11 protein-coding genes are annotated in these 17,253 nt (G+C 36.6%); 1 reads left to right on the top strand and 10 read right to left on the bottom strand.

Annotated elements, in window-relative coordinates; all coding sequences use genetic code 11:
- Positions 1–4: 4 nt before the first annotated feature.
- The 10 genes from TY19_RS01635 to TY19_RS01590 form a co-directional block, all read right to left on the bottom strand.
- A complete protein-coding gene (locus tag TY19_RS01635; protein ID WP_042279443.1) occupies positions 5–1,432 on the bottom strand; it encodes a DUF7507 domain-containing protein in 1,428 nt (475 codons plus the stop codon).
- Between the two features lie 605 nt (positions 1,433–2,037).
- Positions 2,038–3,147, bottom strand: a complete 1,110-nt coding sequence (locus TY19_RS01630; RefSeq protein ID WP_042279441.1) for an AAA family ATPase — start codon at positions 3,145–3,147, stop codon at positions 2,038–2,040.
- Positions 3,144–3,821, bottom strand: coding sequence for a dTMP kinase (gene tmk, locus TY19_RS01625; RefSeq protein ID WP_042279440.1), 678 nt, complete (start codon positions 3,819–3,821; stop codon positions 3,144–3,146). The genes TY19_RS01630 and tmk overlap by 4 nt, the downstream gene beginning before the upstream one ends.
- Before the next feature lie 2 nt (positions 3,822–3,823).
- Positions 3,824–6,394 carry a DNA topoisomerase (ATP-hydrolyzing) subunit A gene (gene gyrA, locus TY19_RS01620; RefSeq protein WP_042279438.1) on the bottom strand — a complete coding sequence of 857 codons (2,571 nt, stop codon included), beginning with the start codon at positions 6,392–6,394 and terminating at the stop codon, positions 3,824–3,826.
- 87 nt (positions 6,395–6,481) lie between these two features.
- Positions 6,482–8,989 (bottom strand): DNA topoisomerase (ATP-hydrolyzing) subunit B, encoded by a 2,508-nt coding sequence (gene gyrB / locus TY19_RS01615; protein WP_042279436.1) that lies wholly within the window; start codon positions 8,987–8,989, stop codon positions 6,482–6,484.
- A gap of 35 nt (positions 8,990–9,024) precedes the next feature.
- On the bottom strand, positions 9,025–9,363 hold the full coding sequence (locus tag TY19_RS01610; protein ID WP_011175626.1) for a DUF721 domain-containing protein: 339 nt from the start codon (positions 9,361–9,363) through the stop codon (positions 9,025–9,027).
- Positions 9,364–9,696: 333 nt separating this feature from the next.
- Positions 9,697–10,737 (bottom strand): hypothetical protein, encoded by a 1,041-nt coding sequence (locus TY19_RS01605; RefSeq protein ID WP_042279433.1) that lies wholly within the window; start codon positions 10,735–10,737, stop codon positions 9,697–9,699.
- Between the two features lie 71 nt (positions 10,738–10,808).
- Positions 10,809–11,750, bottom strand: a complete 942-nt coding sequence (gene ispH / locus TY19_RS01600) for a 4-hydroxy-3-methylbut-2-enyl diphosphate reductase (RefSeq protein ID WP_042279432.1) — start codon at positions 11,748–11,750, stop codon at positions 10,809–10,811.
- A gap of 70 nt (positions 11,751–11,820) precedes the next feature.
- Entirely contained in the window at positions 11,821–12,306 is a 486-nt protein-coding gene (locus tag TY19_RS01595; RefSeq protein ID WP_226988457.1) for a low molecular weight protein-tyrosine-phosphatase, read from the bottom strand.
- A gap of 72 nt (positions 12,307–12,378) precedes the next feature.
- Positions 12,379–14,346, bottom strand: a complete 1,968-nt coding sequence (locus TY19_RS01590; protein WP_042279430.1) for a bifunctional serine/threonine-protein kinase/formylglycine-generating enzyme family protein — start codon at positions 14,344–14,346, stop codon at positions 12,379–12,381.
- Positions 14,347–14,729: 383 nt separating this feature from the next.
- Here TY19_RS01590 and yidC point away from each other — a divergent pair, with 383 nt between their 5' ends.
- Positions 14,730–17,243: a membrane protein insertase YidC gene (gene yidC, locus TY19_RS01585; protein ID WP_042279428.1), complete on the top strand. Its 2,514-nt coding sequence runs from the start codon at positions 14,730–14,732 to the stop codon at positions 17,241–17,243.
- Positions 17,244–17,253 lie beyond the last annotated feature (10 nt).

Here is a 17,253-nt window from a genome sequence, read left to right as displayed (position 1 = left end):
TTAATTATTTTTTGCTATAAATTTTTATTGAAATCGGCGCCGACATTTTTCCAAATTGGTCCTCTGAAACCATGTAATAAGTATAAGACCGATGTTTGTGGCGATTATGAATACGATACTCTGTTATATGATAACCAGAAACTTTGGCAACAAGTTTCTTTAACCCAACATCGGAAAAAATTTTATATCCAGTTGGAACTTCTCCTGCAGAGGGAATTTGCCATTGCAACACGTCAATATAATCCGTTTGATTGATAAATTGATTAGAAGTTCGATAACCTCGTAAATCTCTAGGTGGTAATATTGTCTGAATTTCATCAACCATCACAGTCGTTGTTGCTGAATTAGATTGAATCGGGTTTAAACGCATATTAGTTCCTCTAGCAATTGTCGTATTCGTGATGCTTCCTTGCAAAATATCACTTTCAGTGACTACATAAGAGGCAGTAGTTGTCAAAGATTGTCTAGGGAGTAATGTTGTAGCAGGAAGATTGACAAATGAGATTTTATCGTCTTCAATTACAATATTTTCAAGGGTCACATTCCCCTGATTGGTTAAATCATATCGATAATTAATAATCTCTCCTATGGTGCTGATAACTGCCGGAACAGCTGTCTTAGCTAATGCAAAATCAAACGTTTCTTGAGCATTGACAACGCATGTCACGTTGTTAGAAAATACTTCATCCTCAAATTGATTCTTACCCGATGCTCGGGCAATATTAACGATTTCTCCAGCATCTAAATCTGATTGAGTCACATGATAAGTTTGCGTTAAAGTCGCTAATTTACCTGCTTCTAAGAGTGCGGCGATTTTCATAGTTCCTAATTTATCATCTTCAATTTCAACGGATTGAAAGTTCTCATCTCCTAAATTCGTGACTTGATAAGTATAAGTAATTTTCTCGTCAATAGTAGAAAATAGCATAGGACTAGCCTCCTTTGTCAAATTAAGCGGAAGATAGGGTAAAGTGAGAGAAGCCGACGCAGTAAATGTCTCACCAGACTCTGTAGAACCTACCGCTAGTGCGGTGATGACAATTTTTTGTTGGCTGATATCCTCTGCCGAGGCAAGATAGAGGCCAGAACCTGTTGCTGATTGGTTAAGGCTAACTGTCTTTTGGTCGAGCAGAACAACCCATCCCAACAACTGACAAGTGACGTTGACATCTTTGAAAGTCAAAGTAGGTGAAGTTGTTGATACAACAAAAGTAAAATTAATGACCTGACCCGTTTTTACAAAAGTGGAATGATCGGCAGTGATCGTTAAATTGAAAGGCTCTTCTTGCTCAAGATAGGATTTGGAGTCTAATAAAGGGTGGTTTGTCTCAAGCGCAGATGTTGAAGCACTCAAATATTGATTAAGAAATAGACTTACCCAAAACAATAAAAAAGTCGATAATCTGGTTGGATAGATGAAATAGGTTTTCATTGTTCTCCTTTGCTATGGATTTTTTAGCTTCGCGAAGTATACGGAACTTTTGAAAACCCATATCAAATTTCATCTTTAATTTCTTCGTTTAATTATTTTTTGCTATAAATTTTTATTGAAATCGGCGCCGACATTTTTCCAAATTGGTCCTCTGAAGCCATGTAATAAGTATAAGGCCGGTGTTTGTGGCGATTATGAATGCGATACTCTGTTATATGATAACCAGAAACTTTGGCAACAAGTTTCTTCAATCTAAACATTGAAAAAAAAATTTATATTCAGTTGGAATTTCTCCTGCAGAGGGAATTTTTTTTCATTTCAATACATCTGTATTATCCAGTTTGTTCTAGAAAACTATTAGAAGTACAATAACCTCGTAAATCTCTATCCGTGAAAAACTGCTTGGCCAAAACCATCGGAGTAGCAACGAGGCTATTAGAAATAGTCAGTTTCCCTGTGATTATACTCCATCTACAAAGGTGATATTAAAGTTTGTTTTTCTAATTTAAAATAAATTTTAACAACAAATATTAAAGATCTATAATCAAACTTTTAACTTAAAAACTTTCTCTAGGTACGAAATGATGGAAAAAAGGTCAAAGATTTTAAATCCAGGCCAATTTTAAGAATAAATTTTCCAGACAAATATTTAAAGATGTCGAACGTTGAAGTGATAGACGGGCTTCTTCAATACTTTTTTGAACTATTTCTAAGGGTAAAAGATTTCCTCTTTGTAATATCTGCTCAATATTTTCAGCATAATCGCTGTGAATTAACAATGATTTGTTTTGAGTCAGTTGTAAGAGATGCAAATCCCGATACCAAGCAAAAAGTTGATCAAACAGAGATTCTACGTCTTGTAGAAAAATCTGCGTGCACCTTCCCTCGATTTCTTTTTCAAGATGTTGTTGATGCGCTGTGGATAATTGCTCACTAAATAACTTTAGAAATTCCTCTTTGGCTTTTTCTTCAACGAGTTTTTTAGAAAGTTCAATTTGTGCCACCAATTCTCCAACAATTTGAGTAAATTCTTTATAACTCGTTAAAGGCAACTGGGAAAGTGTATTCAATAGAAAAATACGACTTTCATCCCCTTTTTTTTGAATCAATTGAACAGCTCTTCCTAAAGATCCTTGTGATAAGCTTGCTATGTTTTGAGCAAATTCAGTTTCTAAATACATTCGTTCGACTAATACTTTTTCAATTTCACTTGCATGAATTGGTTGAAAATGAAGGGTTCGACAACGAGAGACAATTGTTGGTAAAAGCGCTGCTTGTGATTGACTTAGTAGAATGATCACCGTTTTTGGTGGAGGCTCTTCAAAAGTTTTTAATAGCGTGTTAGCGCTAACACTCAACATGCGTTCAGCATCATGAATAATAAAAATCTTCCAAGAGGCTTCATAAGGAAGTAAGTGAACTTCTTCACTTAATTCTCTAAGCGATTGAATACTATGTAGGCCTAACTTTCCTTCAGGACGATAAATATGAATATCAGGATGCAACCCATTTTCTATTTTATACTTATTTTTTTCTTCTTGTTCACAGATTAATTGACTCGCCAATGCATAGGCAAACAGCCCTTTCCCAACTCCATTTGGTCCAGCAAAAAGTAAAGAATTTCCGATAGCTTTTTTTATAAGCATTCTTTGCAGATAAATTTTAATAGGATCATTACCAACGAGAAAAGAAAAAGAAGAGGGAAATTTGTTCAAGTTTTCAACTCCGAGTCAAACCATTGCTCTTCTAAAAATTCAAGCGCTTTTTGTAAAACTTTTGATTGACTTTCATTAGCATCAATACGATATATTCGCTGAGGTTCTTGCTGGACAAGAGATAAAAAAGCCTGACGAACACGTTCGTGAAATTCAATTTTTTCGGATTCGATGCGATCTAATTGCCCCATTTGCGCATGATCTTTTTGAATTTTTTGAGTACGTGCTAAGCCAATCTCTGGAGACACATCTAGAAATAATGTCCAATCAGGAAGTATCTCTCCGCAAACAAGTTGGCAAAAATCTTGTATTTTTTTAGCATTTAATCTTCGTGCTGCTCCTTGATAAGCAATCGTAGAATCATTAAAACGATCACAAAGCACAATTTTTCCAGCTTTAAGCGCTGGTTGGATTAACTCTTCAATGTGTTGAGCTCTTGCAGCCAAAAATAATAATAATTCTGCTTGGTGTCCAATAGAGATGCTATCCTCATGATTCAACAACAAATGTCGAATTGATTCACCAAGCTTTGTTCCTCCAGGTTCACGTGTTTGAATGACTTCAAACCCTTTATTCCGAAAATAGTCTCCTAATTGGTTGAGAAGGGTCGATTTACCAGATCCCTCTCCCCCTTCGATTGTGATAAAATACCCCTTAAATTTCGTTGAAGACATGACTATTCCGATTGATCAGTAATTTCTTCTGAGCTGGGCTCTACTGACATTTTAATTTCTGGTGGTTCAAAAGAAACGTTGTTTTCGTTAGGTTCAATTGTTTCTGAAGCTAATAACTCTTCACTTTGATTTTCACTACCTTGTAATTTCTGAATAGCGACAAGATAATCATTCTCTTTTAAATTTGCTAATTTGACGCCTTGCGTATTGCGCCCCATGACCCGAAGATCATTCATATTAATACGAACTGTTTGCCCAGTTGCAGACATCATAACCATGCCATCTTCATCTGTGACACAGAGAGCTCCGATTACCTTCCCATTACGTTCACTTGTAATAATAGAGCGAACTCCTACACCACCTCGATTTGTTTGGCGGAAATCATCTACCTGAGAACGTTTACCGAAGCCATTTTCACAGACGACTAAGATAGACTCATCACCGTTAACAACTTCACATCCTACGATATAATCATTTTCACCACGTAAGGTTGCCCCTTTGACTCCGCGTGCTGTTCTTCCCATTGGACGAACGTTGCTTTCTTCAAAACGGACTGCCATCCCCTGATGAGTAAAAAGCATTACTTGCTGCTCAGGTTTAACAAGGCGAGCGGCAACAAGTTCGTCTCCTTCATCGATGTCAAGAGCCCAAATCCCTTTTCTTCTGGGGTTGCTAAATTCATTGAGAAGCGATTTTTTAACAACAGCACGCTTAGTAGCCATCAAAATGCACGCTTCTTCTTCAAAAGAAGAGACGCGTTGAATAGTCGCAATTTTTTCTTCCGGACGAATATCTTCTAAAAGATTGATAAGAGGTTTTCCTTTGGATTTGCGTCCCGTTTCTGGAATTTGCCATACCTTTAACCAATAACAACGACCTAGATTAGTGAAAATGAGCAAATAATCGTGCGTTGTTGCAACGTATAGACCCTTAATCACATCTTCTTCTCGCTTGAGCTGCATTCCTGTCACGCCCTGGCCACCTCTTCGTTGCTCACGAAATGTATTGACAGGCATACGCTTAATATAATCATCTTGAGAAATTGTAATAATCACAGGCTCATTCGCGATTAAGTCTTCCATATTGACTTCACTTTCTGCCGCAATGATTTGTGTCTGTCTCTCAGATTTATGATGCTTTTGAATATCTAATAGCTCCTCACGAATAATCTCTTTAACCATTGCTTCGCTTGCTAAAACGGCTCGTAAATAATCAATCTTTTTTAACAATTCTTGATATTCATCATTAATTTTATCTCTTTCAAGCCCAGTTAATTGATATAGCCTTAAATCTAAAATTGCATTGGCTTGACGTTCAGTGAATTCAAATTGTTTTATTAATTCAATGCGAGCCTCATCCCGATTACTACTTGCACGAATCAGACGAACAACTTCATCTAAATGATCAATTGCTTTTAAATATCCTTCTAGAATATGAGCTCGCGCTTCTGCTTTATTAAGCTCAAATCGAGTACGTCGACGTACCACATCAATGCGATGATCAATCCAAACAGAAATTAACTGTTTAACATTCATGGTACGAGGTAAACCTTTATCTAATGCAAGCATGTTGCATCCAAAGGTAATTTGCAAATCACTAAATTTATAAAGCTGATTGATGATGACTTCTGGAACTTCTCCACGCTTTAATTCGATAACAATACGCATTCCATCTTTATCGGACTCATCGCGTAAATCTGAAATCCCTGTAATCGTTTTATTATTGATGAGTTCTGCAATGTGTTCGATTAAACGGGATTTATTTACATTGTAGGGAATTTCATCGATGGCTAAACGAGAACGATCCGGATTATCTTCGTTTTCCTCAACTCGAATGACTCCTCGCAAAATGAGCTTTCCCCTTCCTGTATGGAAAGCTTCTTTAATCCCTCGATAACCGCAAATCATCCCTCCTGTCGGAAAATCTGGGCCGGGCATCACCTTCATAATGTCATCAATTGAAGTTGTGGAATTTTCTAACAAAAGTAAAGTTGCTTTGATCAACTCATTTAAATTGTGAGGAGGAATATTCGTAGCCATCCCCACCGCAATTCCAGATGAACCGTTGCAAAGAAGATTAGGAAATTTAGAAGGAAAAACAGTAGGTTCTTTCTTAGTCTCATCATAGTTAGGAACCATTTCAACAGTGTCTTTATCCAAATCGTCCATCAGTTGGACAGCTGCTGTTGTCAAACGAGCTTCAGTATAACGCATCGCAGCCGGAGGATCTCCATCAACAGAACCGAAGTTTCCTTGTCCATCTACCAAATTGTATCGCATAATCCACTTCTGAGCCATTCTAACTAGAGTTGGGTAAATGACCATTTCTCCATGTGGATGGTAGTCACCCGACGTGTCACCCGAAATTTTGGCACATTTTCTATGCTTTCCATTAGGACCTAGATTAAGTTGTCGCATAGCATAGAGAATTCGACGCTGAGAGGGTTTTAAACCATCACGTGCATCCGGAAGAGCGCGAGAAATGATGACTGACATTGAATAGCGTAAATAGCTATCTTTCATTTCATCTTCTACGTTTCGAGAAACGATGACTTCGTCTTTAGTGTAGGACATATAACCTCTATTTAGGCCAGTTGCAAAATTCCTTTATCACTCGCATCAACAAGTTTTGTGACTAAAAGAAAGTGAACTGATTCACGATTAAACATCTAAATTTTTAACTGACAGAGCATGTTGTTCAATAAAAGCACGTCGGGGAGGAACATCTTCTCCCATTAACATCGTAAACATGTGATCGGCTGCAATTACATCCGGTAACGTCACTTTAATGAGAGTTCTTTTAACAGGATCCATCGTGGTTTCCCAAAGCTGGTCCGCATTCATCTCGCCAAGACCTTTGTAACGTTGAATTTCAATTCCTTTACGTCCATTATTTCGCAAAAAATCAATGACTTCGCGTAGTGTGTAATAAGTGTAAGTTTTTCCCCCTTCTTCCACAATATCCAAGATCGCTCCATTTGCACACATGTAGTAACTAAAATCCAGTCCATATTCTTGTAAAGGTTCTTGAATTTCTTCAATTCCACTTTCTTCATAAAGCTCAATAAAATGAAGTCGGCTAGGTTTAAAAGTACGCATTTCAGGAGTAATTTCATCTGCTGGAATGGAAGCTAGCGTCTCTTGATGTCGTTGACGCTGACTTTCTTCTTCAGACTGTCTCAAAGCTACAAATTCATCTTCTGAATAAGCAAAACGAGCTCCCTCCATTAAATTCATTTGAAAACGAGGAAGTAGACCTTTCTCATTTTTTAAAGCTAAAAATTCTCTAAAAGGAATTCCTTTTTTTTCTATGCGATCTATAAAAATCTCAACAGCCAAAATTGTAGAAACTAGTTTTTTAGTTTCTTCCAGACTTAAAATATTTTCTCGGGAAGCAAGCTTTATTTGTATATCACTTAATCCAAGCTCTAGTAAATAATCATCCATTTCTCTTTCTGAGTGTATGTAACGACTCGTTTTTTTACGGGACACACGATAAAGAGGAGGTTGAGCAATATAAATAAAATTGTTTTCTACCAACGCCGGCATATGACGATAAAAAAAAGTTAAAAGGAGTGTACGAATGTGAGATCCGTCCACATCCGCATCCGTCATGATAATGACTTTATGATAACGAAGTTTTTCCAAATTAAAACCGTCTTTCCCAATCCCGCAACCAAGAGCAGCCACCATGGTTCCTACTTCAGTATTTTGTAATACTTTTTCTAAACGTGCTTTTTCAACATTTAGAATTTTTCCTCGAATCGGTAAGATTGCTTGAAAACGCCTATCTCTTCCAGATTTAGCAGAACCACCCGCAGAATCCCCCTCAACAATATAAATTTCACAAAGAGCTGGATTTTTTTCTTGGCAGTCAGTCAATTTTCCAGGAAGCCGCGCACTATCCAAAGCCGATTTACGTAAAGTTAATTCCCTTGCTTTGCGAGCAGCTTCACGTGCCTGCGCCGCTATGATAGCTTTATCTGTAATTAATTTAGCCATGGAAGGATTTTCATCGAGAAATATCGCTAACTCTTCTCCGACAATTTGCTGGACAACAGAACCTACATCACTATTACCAAGTCTTTGTTTCGTTTGCCCTTCAAATTGAGGATTAGCGACCTTGACAGAAATTACAGCTGTCAATCCTTCTCTCATATCTTCTCCGTTAATGGAGATTTTATCCGACTTCAAAAGGTTATGATTTTTAATGTAATTATTCAAAACACGGGTAAGAGCTGTAGAAAAACCAGTTAAATGGGATCCACCTTGCCTTGTTGGAATATTATTTACATAAGAAAAAATGGTTTCGGAATATCCATCATTCCATTGCATTGCAACTTCAAATTCAATCGGAGCATCATCCCCAGGTTTTACCCCATGAAAATAAATAGGATTAGAAAAAAGAGGTTCTTTATTTTCATTGAGGTAAGAAACAAATGAACTTAACCCCCCTTGATAGCAAAAATTGACATCTTCTTTTTCAGCATGTTTTTCATCTCTAAAGAAAATATTAATTCCTTTATTCAAAAAAGCTAATTCTCTGAATCGCTTAGCTAAAATGTCATAGTCGAAGTCAATTGTTGTCATCACTTCAGAATCAGGCCAAAACCAAACTTTGGTTCCTCGTTTTGTCGTTTCTCCAATTACTTGAACCGGTTTAACGACCTTCCCTTGAGAAAATTCAATTTCGTGCATAAGGCCATTTTTACAAACTTGCACGATCATTTTTTTTGAAAGAGCATTCACACAAGAAACACCGACGCCATGCAAGCCCCCTGAAACCTTATAAGTATCTTTATCAAACTTACCCCCAGCGTGCAGAATAGTCATAACAACTTCTATGGCAGACACTTCTCTTCCTTGCTTGCGAGACTCATTCTCATGGCGTTCAACTGGAATCCCTCGTCCATCGTCTTCAATACTAATAGAATTATCTTTATGTAAAACAACGTCGATAGCTGTACAGTAACCAGCCATTGCTTCGTCTATACAATTGTCTATTACTTCATAGACAAGATGATGAAGACCATTGACACCTGTATCACCAATATACATACCAGGGCGTTCTCGAACAGCCTGAAGTCCTTCTAAAACAGTGATGGAGCTAGCATCGTACTCTTTGAGTTGAATCTTGGGTTTATCTGAACTAAGTGTATCTTGAGACATTCGATTACCTTAAATATTGAAACTTTATCTCTGTATCAACCAATTCGAAATAAAATCGTTTTGATCTCTACTCGAGGAAACTTTTGTCTAAGCTGGCTTAAGAGGCGCGGCTTATCATTTTGACTTAGCAAACTATAAAGGGTTGAATTTTTCACCTTAACAACAAGCACTCCAGATGAAAAAGAAACGGCTTGTGTCAACGCAGAAAGCTTGGGACCAATAATGATAGGCCACATCGCCAAAATCAAATCAGATCGTTGTTCGTAAGCTTTACCAATTTTTGATAGAACATTTGGCAGTAAATCGTTGATATGATGACTCGTCACCTCTGTTCCATCATAACTTCTAGATGTGCGAGAATAGGGCTTGCTCACAGCTTTATTTCCGCCTTGATTTGAAAGCTCTTAAGAGAAAAATTAAAGCCAAATAATATCATAAACCCCTGTCTGAAACAACATTTTTATGATTAATTTCTATTATTATCGAATAAACAAACTTTTTAACTCATACTTATATGTAAATAGAGCTGAAGTAAAGCAAAACCCAAAAAATTTTTATTCAATTCTGTCAAAATCCAACCCCTTCTTAGCACTATTAAATTGATTAAATTTTTTTGAATTCAAAAAAATTGCTAAATTTTGAACATAAAAAAAAGAGCCTCACCAAGAAAACTTAATGAGGCTCAGAAACAAAGAGAAAAAAAGAAATTAGAATGCCATTCCTACATCAAATGTAACGCTACCAGAGCACCACTTAACATCTCTAAGTGGGATTGATACGAAACATTTTGTGTCAACATTACCCACTTCAGTTTTAGTAACTAAAGAACGATCATGTCCACGTCTTGCATGGAAATACTGAATTCCACCTTTTAAAGCAAGCGTCCAGCACTCATCCAAATCCCATTTCACACCAAAGTCAAGTACATGACCCTGAGAACTTTTTGAGCGGTGGTGAAAACCGTTTGGAAGATCATTACGTAATTTCCAATCAGCTTTTGCATGATATTTTGCAAAATGAAATTCATAATCTAAGAACAATTCTAAATCACAGCTAATACGATAGTCAAAATCAACTCCAACAAATGGTCCATTCCAACGTGTGTTATAACGGTTATGGAAATTTGAACTAGAAGAAGAAGAAGAAGAAGAAGAGCTGTAATCGTAGTAGTCGCTAGAAGCACGAAGAAGGCTGCTGCTACTGCTGCTTTCACCTATAGAGCTAGTTGCAAATCTTAAATGACGATCTTTCAAGTGTTGGCCTTTCCAAGAATAACCAACGACTGGTGTAACAGAAAAGCTATCGTCACACAATTTAAATTGATATCCAAGAGCAACGTCTACATCGTAAACATGACCTCTTGTTTTAGCATGCGTGCGAGAAATTTCTAATTGAGACTCTTCACCTGCATTAATGTAGTCAGAATCTCTATTCTTTCCACTCACGATCCAACCGTAATCTCCACTAGCACGCAAGTAAACATTGTCACAAGTGACATACTCACCTCTAGCTTCGATTTGCCAGATATTTAAATTTTTCCATTTTAATGTCGATTGAGCTCCAAATGGTGATGCTGCCGAATAGCCACTATCTGAGCTGTCGAGACCAGTACGGGTTTTCCACTTAAGTTCATCTCTACGATAGCCAAAGCCAACTTCTAAAGATGAATCTGTTGCTTCAGGCCAAAATGCTTGAGCAGCAGAACAACTTAAAAGGGATGCCATAATTGTCAAAAGGATTTTGCGCATATATGTCCTCTTAATGATTTTTAATGGTTCAGGGATCTTAAAAAAATACACTTTAACAATAAATTCTAGAATTAATCAACACTAAAACGTGCGTTAACAATAGGTTTTGGTAATTGGAAGACAACATCTTCGTGAGTATAAACGATGTCTTCCACTTCATTTACACCTAATTCTATCAAACACTGGATGCATTTTTGAACAATTTCTTCAGGAGTTGATGCACCAGCAGTCAAGCCTATGACTTGCTTTCCTAATAGCCATTCAGGATGAATTTCTTTTTCATCATTAATTAAATAAGATTCTATTCCTCTTGTCGAGGCAGCTTCTCTCAATCGATTTGAATTGGAACTTTGCGGATCACCCACGACTAACACAAGATCTGTTAGGTCAGTGATTTCCCTAAGGGCCATTTGGCGGTTTGTTGTCGCATAGCAAATGGAAGAACTCGGTAATGTTTCTACATGAGGATATTTAACAATTAGGGCTTGCGTAATCTCTTTCACATCATCCAAACTCAAAGTTGTTTGTGTAATATAAAAAAGTTTGTCCTGAGAAGAGAAATTTAAATTTTTGACATCTTCCACAGACTCTATGATTGTTGTTACATCAGGTGCTTCACCTGCGGTTCCAATAATTTCGACATGGTTATGATGGCCAATCAAGATAATTTGATAGCCTTGTAAAGCATATCGTTTTACTGCAGAATGAACTCTAGTTACTAAGCCACATGTGGCGTCTATTTCTACCAATTGTCTTTTTTTAGCTTGTTCTCTGACTGCAGGCGATACACCATGTGCTGAATAAATCAACCTAGCTCCCACTGGTACATCTTCTACATCTTCAATAAAAATAGCTCCTTTCGTCTTTAAATCTTGAACAACATATCGATTGTGAACAATCTCATGCTTGACATAAATAGGAGATCCCCAAAGAAGAAGAGCTTTTTCAACTGTTTCAATCGCTCGCTCGACTCCAGCACAAAAACCGCGGGGCTTAGATAATAACAGTTTCATTTTCGACCTAAACATCTCTTGAAATTAGAAGGGGAATCATAAAGAAAATGGGAGTATTTGACAATCCTTATCATTTTTTTTCTTTTTTCACTCGAATATGATTTAGTAGACCCACACAAGAATCTTCTAAAATATCAAGGACTAATTCAAAAGCACCACCGGGTTGATAATAAGGGTCTGGGACTTCCTGTCCTTGATAAAATTGACTGTACTCTGTCATGAACATAATTTTAGATTTTTGCTCAGTAGATTTAGCATGTTGATAAAGTGATTCAAGAACTTCTTTATCTGCCACTAAAATGTAATCAAATCGATTAAAAAATTCTTTTTGAAATTGCTGAGCTTGACTAGTCAAAATGATTCCTCTTGATTTCGCAGCTTCTTGCATCCGTACGTCAGGACTATGACCAACATGCCAATCTCCCATTCCACAACTTTCGATATGGAAGGCTAGATCGGGCTCTTTCTTTGCAAAATGACGTAAAATTCCTTCCGCAGCAGGAGACCTACAAATATTGCCCATGCAGACAAAGAGTACATTTATTGTTTCCATCATTCATCTATTCCTAATTAAAATTTACTATAAAGTATCGCTGTAGCTTTGGTTTTCTTCTTTACAATCAAATTATTAAGAAATTTGCACATCAGCCGCACAGCGAAAGCCATAGGTTCCATTAACGGTGCCGGGATTATTGCGATGTCTTCTAGAACATCGAAGATCTTCTTTTAAACTCTTCCAACAGCCTCCCCTTAAAACACGATAAACGCCTTGTAAAGGCCCTTGAGGAAAATCTGGTTCTTGCATGGATAATTCATAATAATTATAACCATACCAATCGTGGCACCACTCATAAACATTACCTGCCATATCATAAAGGCCACAATTATTTGGAGCATAACTCATCACAGTCGTGGTATCTGAACTAAAGAAATTGGCCTGTGTTTTTTCAATCTCCTCACCCGTCGGATAAAGAACATTTTCTTGTCCACCTCTAGCTGCAATTTCCCATTCAGCTTCAGTGGGAAGGCGTTTCCCTATCCATTTAGCATAAGCAATCGCTCCATACCAAGTCACCCCAACAACTGGATGTTTCGCATATCCAGATTCAATACTAAGCTTACCTCCACTTCTTTTAATACGTGAATCACGTAAACGAATAATGTCATTATGGTTGCTGTCTTTTTCTCCTCCCATTACTTCTAGAAAACGAACAAATTGCTCATTAGTCACAGGATGGACATCCAGAGCAAAACTTGAAAGAGTGATTTGATGCCTTGGCATTTCGTCGCGATTTCCATCTTGGCTTCCTCGATAAAAATTCCCCCCTTCAATGATAACCATATCAGTTAAAATCGGTTTAACATTGGTCACATCTTTTCTTTCGGGGTTATAAACTTTTACAGCTGAACTAATTTGAAAAATTGCTGCAGGATCGTGATCAGTTTGAGGGCGTTCGAGTAATGGATTTTGTAATACTGGTCTTAAGGTTGAAACAGCCTCTTCAATCACAGGTGGAACTTCTTCTATTTTTAATGTAACTAGAGACTCGCTAACACCTTTTTGAACATTGCATTTTACCTCATCAAAAATAATTGATGCTTCATTATTGAAAAAAATCTCTTCTTTACCAAGAGTTAACTCTTCAATTTTGGCATTCTTTGATTTTGGCTCTTGAAGAGTTTCTTTTAAAGCAGTTACTAAAGAATCTGTTCTTTTAGCAGGTTGATTTTGTAAACATTTTTCTAATAAAGTATCCCATTGATAACGATAGCGTGAAGAGTTGGAAGGCATTTCAAAAATTCCTTCCGGTAGCTCGTTCATCAATAAATAGTACACTAACACACCAAATGCAAACACATCTGTCTTCATGCTGATCGAATGGGGAAAATCCAGCCTTTTTTGTTCTGGAGCAAAAAAAGCATGCGTTTGTAAAAAAGAAGCATGTAAAGGAATTAATTTTTGAGAATCGATAGAGGGACTAGGATAGCGATCTTGGCCCATTTTTTGCCATAAATTTTGGGAGCCAATCTCAAGGGCTTCTGCCACATTTTTATAAGTTCTGGTCAAAACTGCGCCTGGTCCAATTATCCAAGACAAACCAAAATCAGACAAATGGACTTCTAAGTTTTGACGCCTTTTCCCAATTAATATATTGTTAGGTTTTAACCCTCGATGAATCAGTTCTCTATTTCCCATTTTTTTACTATGAGCGTAATCTAAAGCTTCTGCAATTTGCATGAGAATATTAATAATTTCATCCTCTTCTAATCTCCGGCCAAGCCCCATTAAGTATTGAGCAAGATTTGTCATTTCTCCCATTTGATCCACAACACAATCAGTGACTAGAAAATAAACCCCTTGAGCAAAAGAAATATTATGTGTTTTAACAATATTTGGATGATCTAGCGTAGATAAAAAACTAATATCTTCTTGGAAGCGTTGAATAAAACTACGATCTGTAGACAATTCTTCCGGAAGGATCTTAAGGATATATTGAGTTTTCATAAAACGGTGTTCAGCTAAATAAACTTCCCCCAAAGTTCCATGCCCAATCGATTTTATGATTATGTAATCGCCTAAAATACGCTGTTCCATGCTAAATCCTTTTATCTTAACTCTTAGATGTGTAAGTTTTAATTTAAAGTTTTGGTCTTATTTAAATCTTACATAAGTTATAAAAGATAACCTCTCTTTAAATTAATTTCAAACCTCTTGAAAACAGCTCTCATCAAAAAAATTTAAACAATAACTTTTGATGATTATTGTCTATTAATAATGACATAAGCAAAAACCGCTTCAAATTATTTAAATTTCGTGACCAAATAAGATGCCAGCTAATAAAGAAATGATAAATTTGAGCGACCGTACTAACAAAGTAAACTTGAGTTTTTCTTGTCTCTTTCAGTCAGGTATGCTAACCTCCTCCTTTTAACTTTCGTTTTACAATTTTATTTAAAAAATTTACAGGTTATTTGTTCATGGATAAACGCACCACCTTGTTCGTGATAGCTCTTTCTTTAACGTTATTTGGAATGAATCTTTTCTTTCAGCATCAAAATACTCAGCAAAAGCAAGAATGGGTTACACAGCAACAAGCCAAACAAATTCAAAAAAGTAAAAAATTAGAAGAAGAAATTAAATCACGGACAGCTAATCCTGAGTCCTTTTCTTTAACAACTATTTATGATGGAGAGCAAAAAGAAGCGATTGCACGTGGATTAGTGAAAGATAATTACCTTTTAACTTTCCGCTGGAGTGAAAATCTTCCGACGGAAATTTACATTCGTACTAGTCCCTCGAATGAAATGCAAGCTTATGAATTAATCTATAATGAATCGGAACAACAAACTCCTGCTATTTATAAAACAAAAACAAGCTCAAGTTTTTTACCCATTGCAACCATTCCCGATTTTGGACGTTATGATTTACAACTCGTTTCATTTAATTCTTCTGATAGTCAATATCCTGCACACATTGCACTTGGAGAGTATACAGACGGACACCTTTCTATTTTAAATCCGCAAAATTTACAAATTGATAAAGAAAATAAAAATTCTCAACAAAATCACTATGCCGCAATTGCTTTATTAAAAACTTCTCAAGGCTATTTACCAGTTGGATTTTATGATTTCACTAGTCAATCACTTGTTCGCTTTAATAAAATACAAGAATTGTCTTCCTTTATCGCTCCAACTCAAGACACTCAAATCAATTCTGCAACCAATGGTAAAAGAGAACAAAAATTTTACGTCTTAGAAAATAATTACCAACAATTGGTTTTCTCAAACTATGGAGGGGCACTAGCAGAGATTAATCTTCCTTTTAGAACAGACGAAAATCAAGCAAGTGTTGTCAGAGAAATTGAATTTGATCGCAATATGGTTAAACATCACCCTTATAACGCCTTGTTCCCTAGCCACGCTTATTATACTCACGCAAAAGATCAAGGAAAAGATTTTATTTTTCATGAAAAAGGACAATTAGGAGGGTACTATCCCCTACTTAGACGCGATCTTATCCAAATTTCTCCTCGAAAAAGTGTTCAAATTAAACCTCAACACTATGCTTTGAATATTGTATCTGAATATCCAGAATTAGCTGAGCTTATCTACGAAGTTATTCATTTTGACGATCGATCCATTACTTTTGAAGCTGTTCAAAATCAACGTCGCATTACTAAAACTTATTCTTTTGGTGATTCCTTACAAGAAGGACCTTATTGCCTTAATCTTGCCCTTCAAATTGATGGGGATGCGAGAGGTTTATGGTTAACGTCAGGGGTTCCAGAGGTAGAATGGATTTCTGGTGGACCCGCTCCCTCTTTAAAATATCGCATCACTCGTAATCAAAAATCTGAAGTGGAAAAGATTGATCTACCTAAAGATGCGTCAACAATCACTTCCATCTATCCTGATTGGATTTGCAATTCGAATGGATTTTTAGGAATGATTTTAGATCCTCTCAAAGAAATCGATCCCGGATTTAAAATTCAAGCAGTTTCAGGAACAAATGTCCCATCTCGATTAATAGAAATTGATCAAGAATATAATCTTTATCAAGCTGCTAATTTACCGGGCTACATGGCTTATCTTCCCTTGAAATCTCAAGGTGGGTTGATGAATTTCCGGTTTTTTGCAGGGCCATTTGATGATGAAACTTTAAAAACGATCGATGCTAAATATTCCAATTCTGAAATAGGTTATAACCCCGACTATATTGCTTGTCAAACAATGCACGGATGGTTCACTTTTATTTCTGAACCGTTTGCCAAGTTTCTTCTAATTTTAATGAAATTTTTTCATTATTTAACGAACTCTTGGGCACTATCCATTGTTCTCCTTACAGTTAGCTTGCGTTTGATGCTCTACCCATTGAATACGTGGTCCACTAAATCTATGGTTCGCATGCAACAAATAGCACCACAAGTTACTGCTATTCAAGAAAAATATAAGAAAGATCCCAAAAAAGCTCAATTAGAAATCATGTCTCTTTATCGAGAAAGAGGAGTCAATCCAGCTTCTGGATGCTTACCTCTTTTGATTCAAATGCCTTTTTTGATTGGAATGTTTGATCTTTTAAAATCTAGTTTCGCTCTTCGCGGTGCTCCATTTATTACTGGATGGATTGACGACTTGACAGCTCCCGATGTTTTATTTAGCTGGAGCAAGCCTATTTTTTTTATTGGAACAGAATTTCATCTGCTGCCCATATTGCTAGGTTTAGTCATGTTTCTTCAACAGCGTTTTATGTCTTCTGGTCCTAAAGACCTAAGTCAGATGACAGATCAGCAAAGACAACAACGAGCAATGGGAACCATGATGACAGTCGTTTTTGCTGTCATGTTTTATAACTTCCCATCAGGATTAAATATTTATTGGCTTTCTTCTATGTTATTAGGAATGGTACAACAATGGTTTGTATCTAAACAAATACAAAAAACGCCTAACCCTATTGCAGTGAAAACTGTTCCTAAAAAAGCTCGGTCTCGTTAGAACAATTTTA

Origin of the sequence: Candidatus Protochlamydia sp. R18, assembly GCF_000648255.1 — a bacterium.
In the GTDB taxonomy this organism is placed as follows: Bacteria; Chlamydiota; Chlamydiia; order Chlamydiales; family Parachlamydiaceae; genus Protochlamydia; species Protochlamydia amoebophila.
The sequence above is the reverse complement of the archived record's forward strand: the minus strand, read 5'-3'. Positions and strand labels throughout refer to the sequence as shown.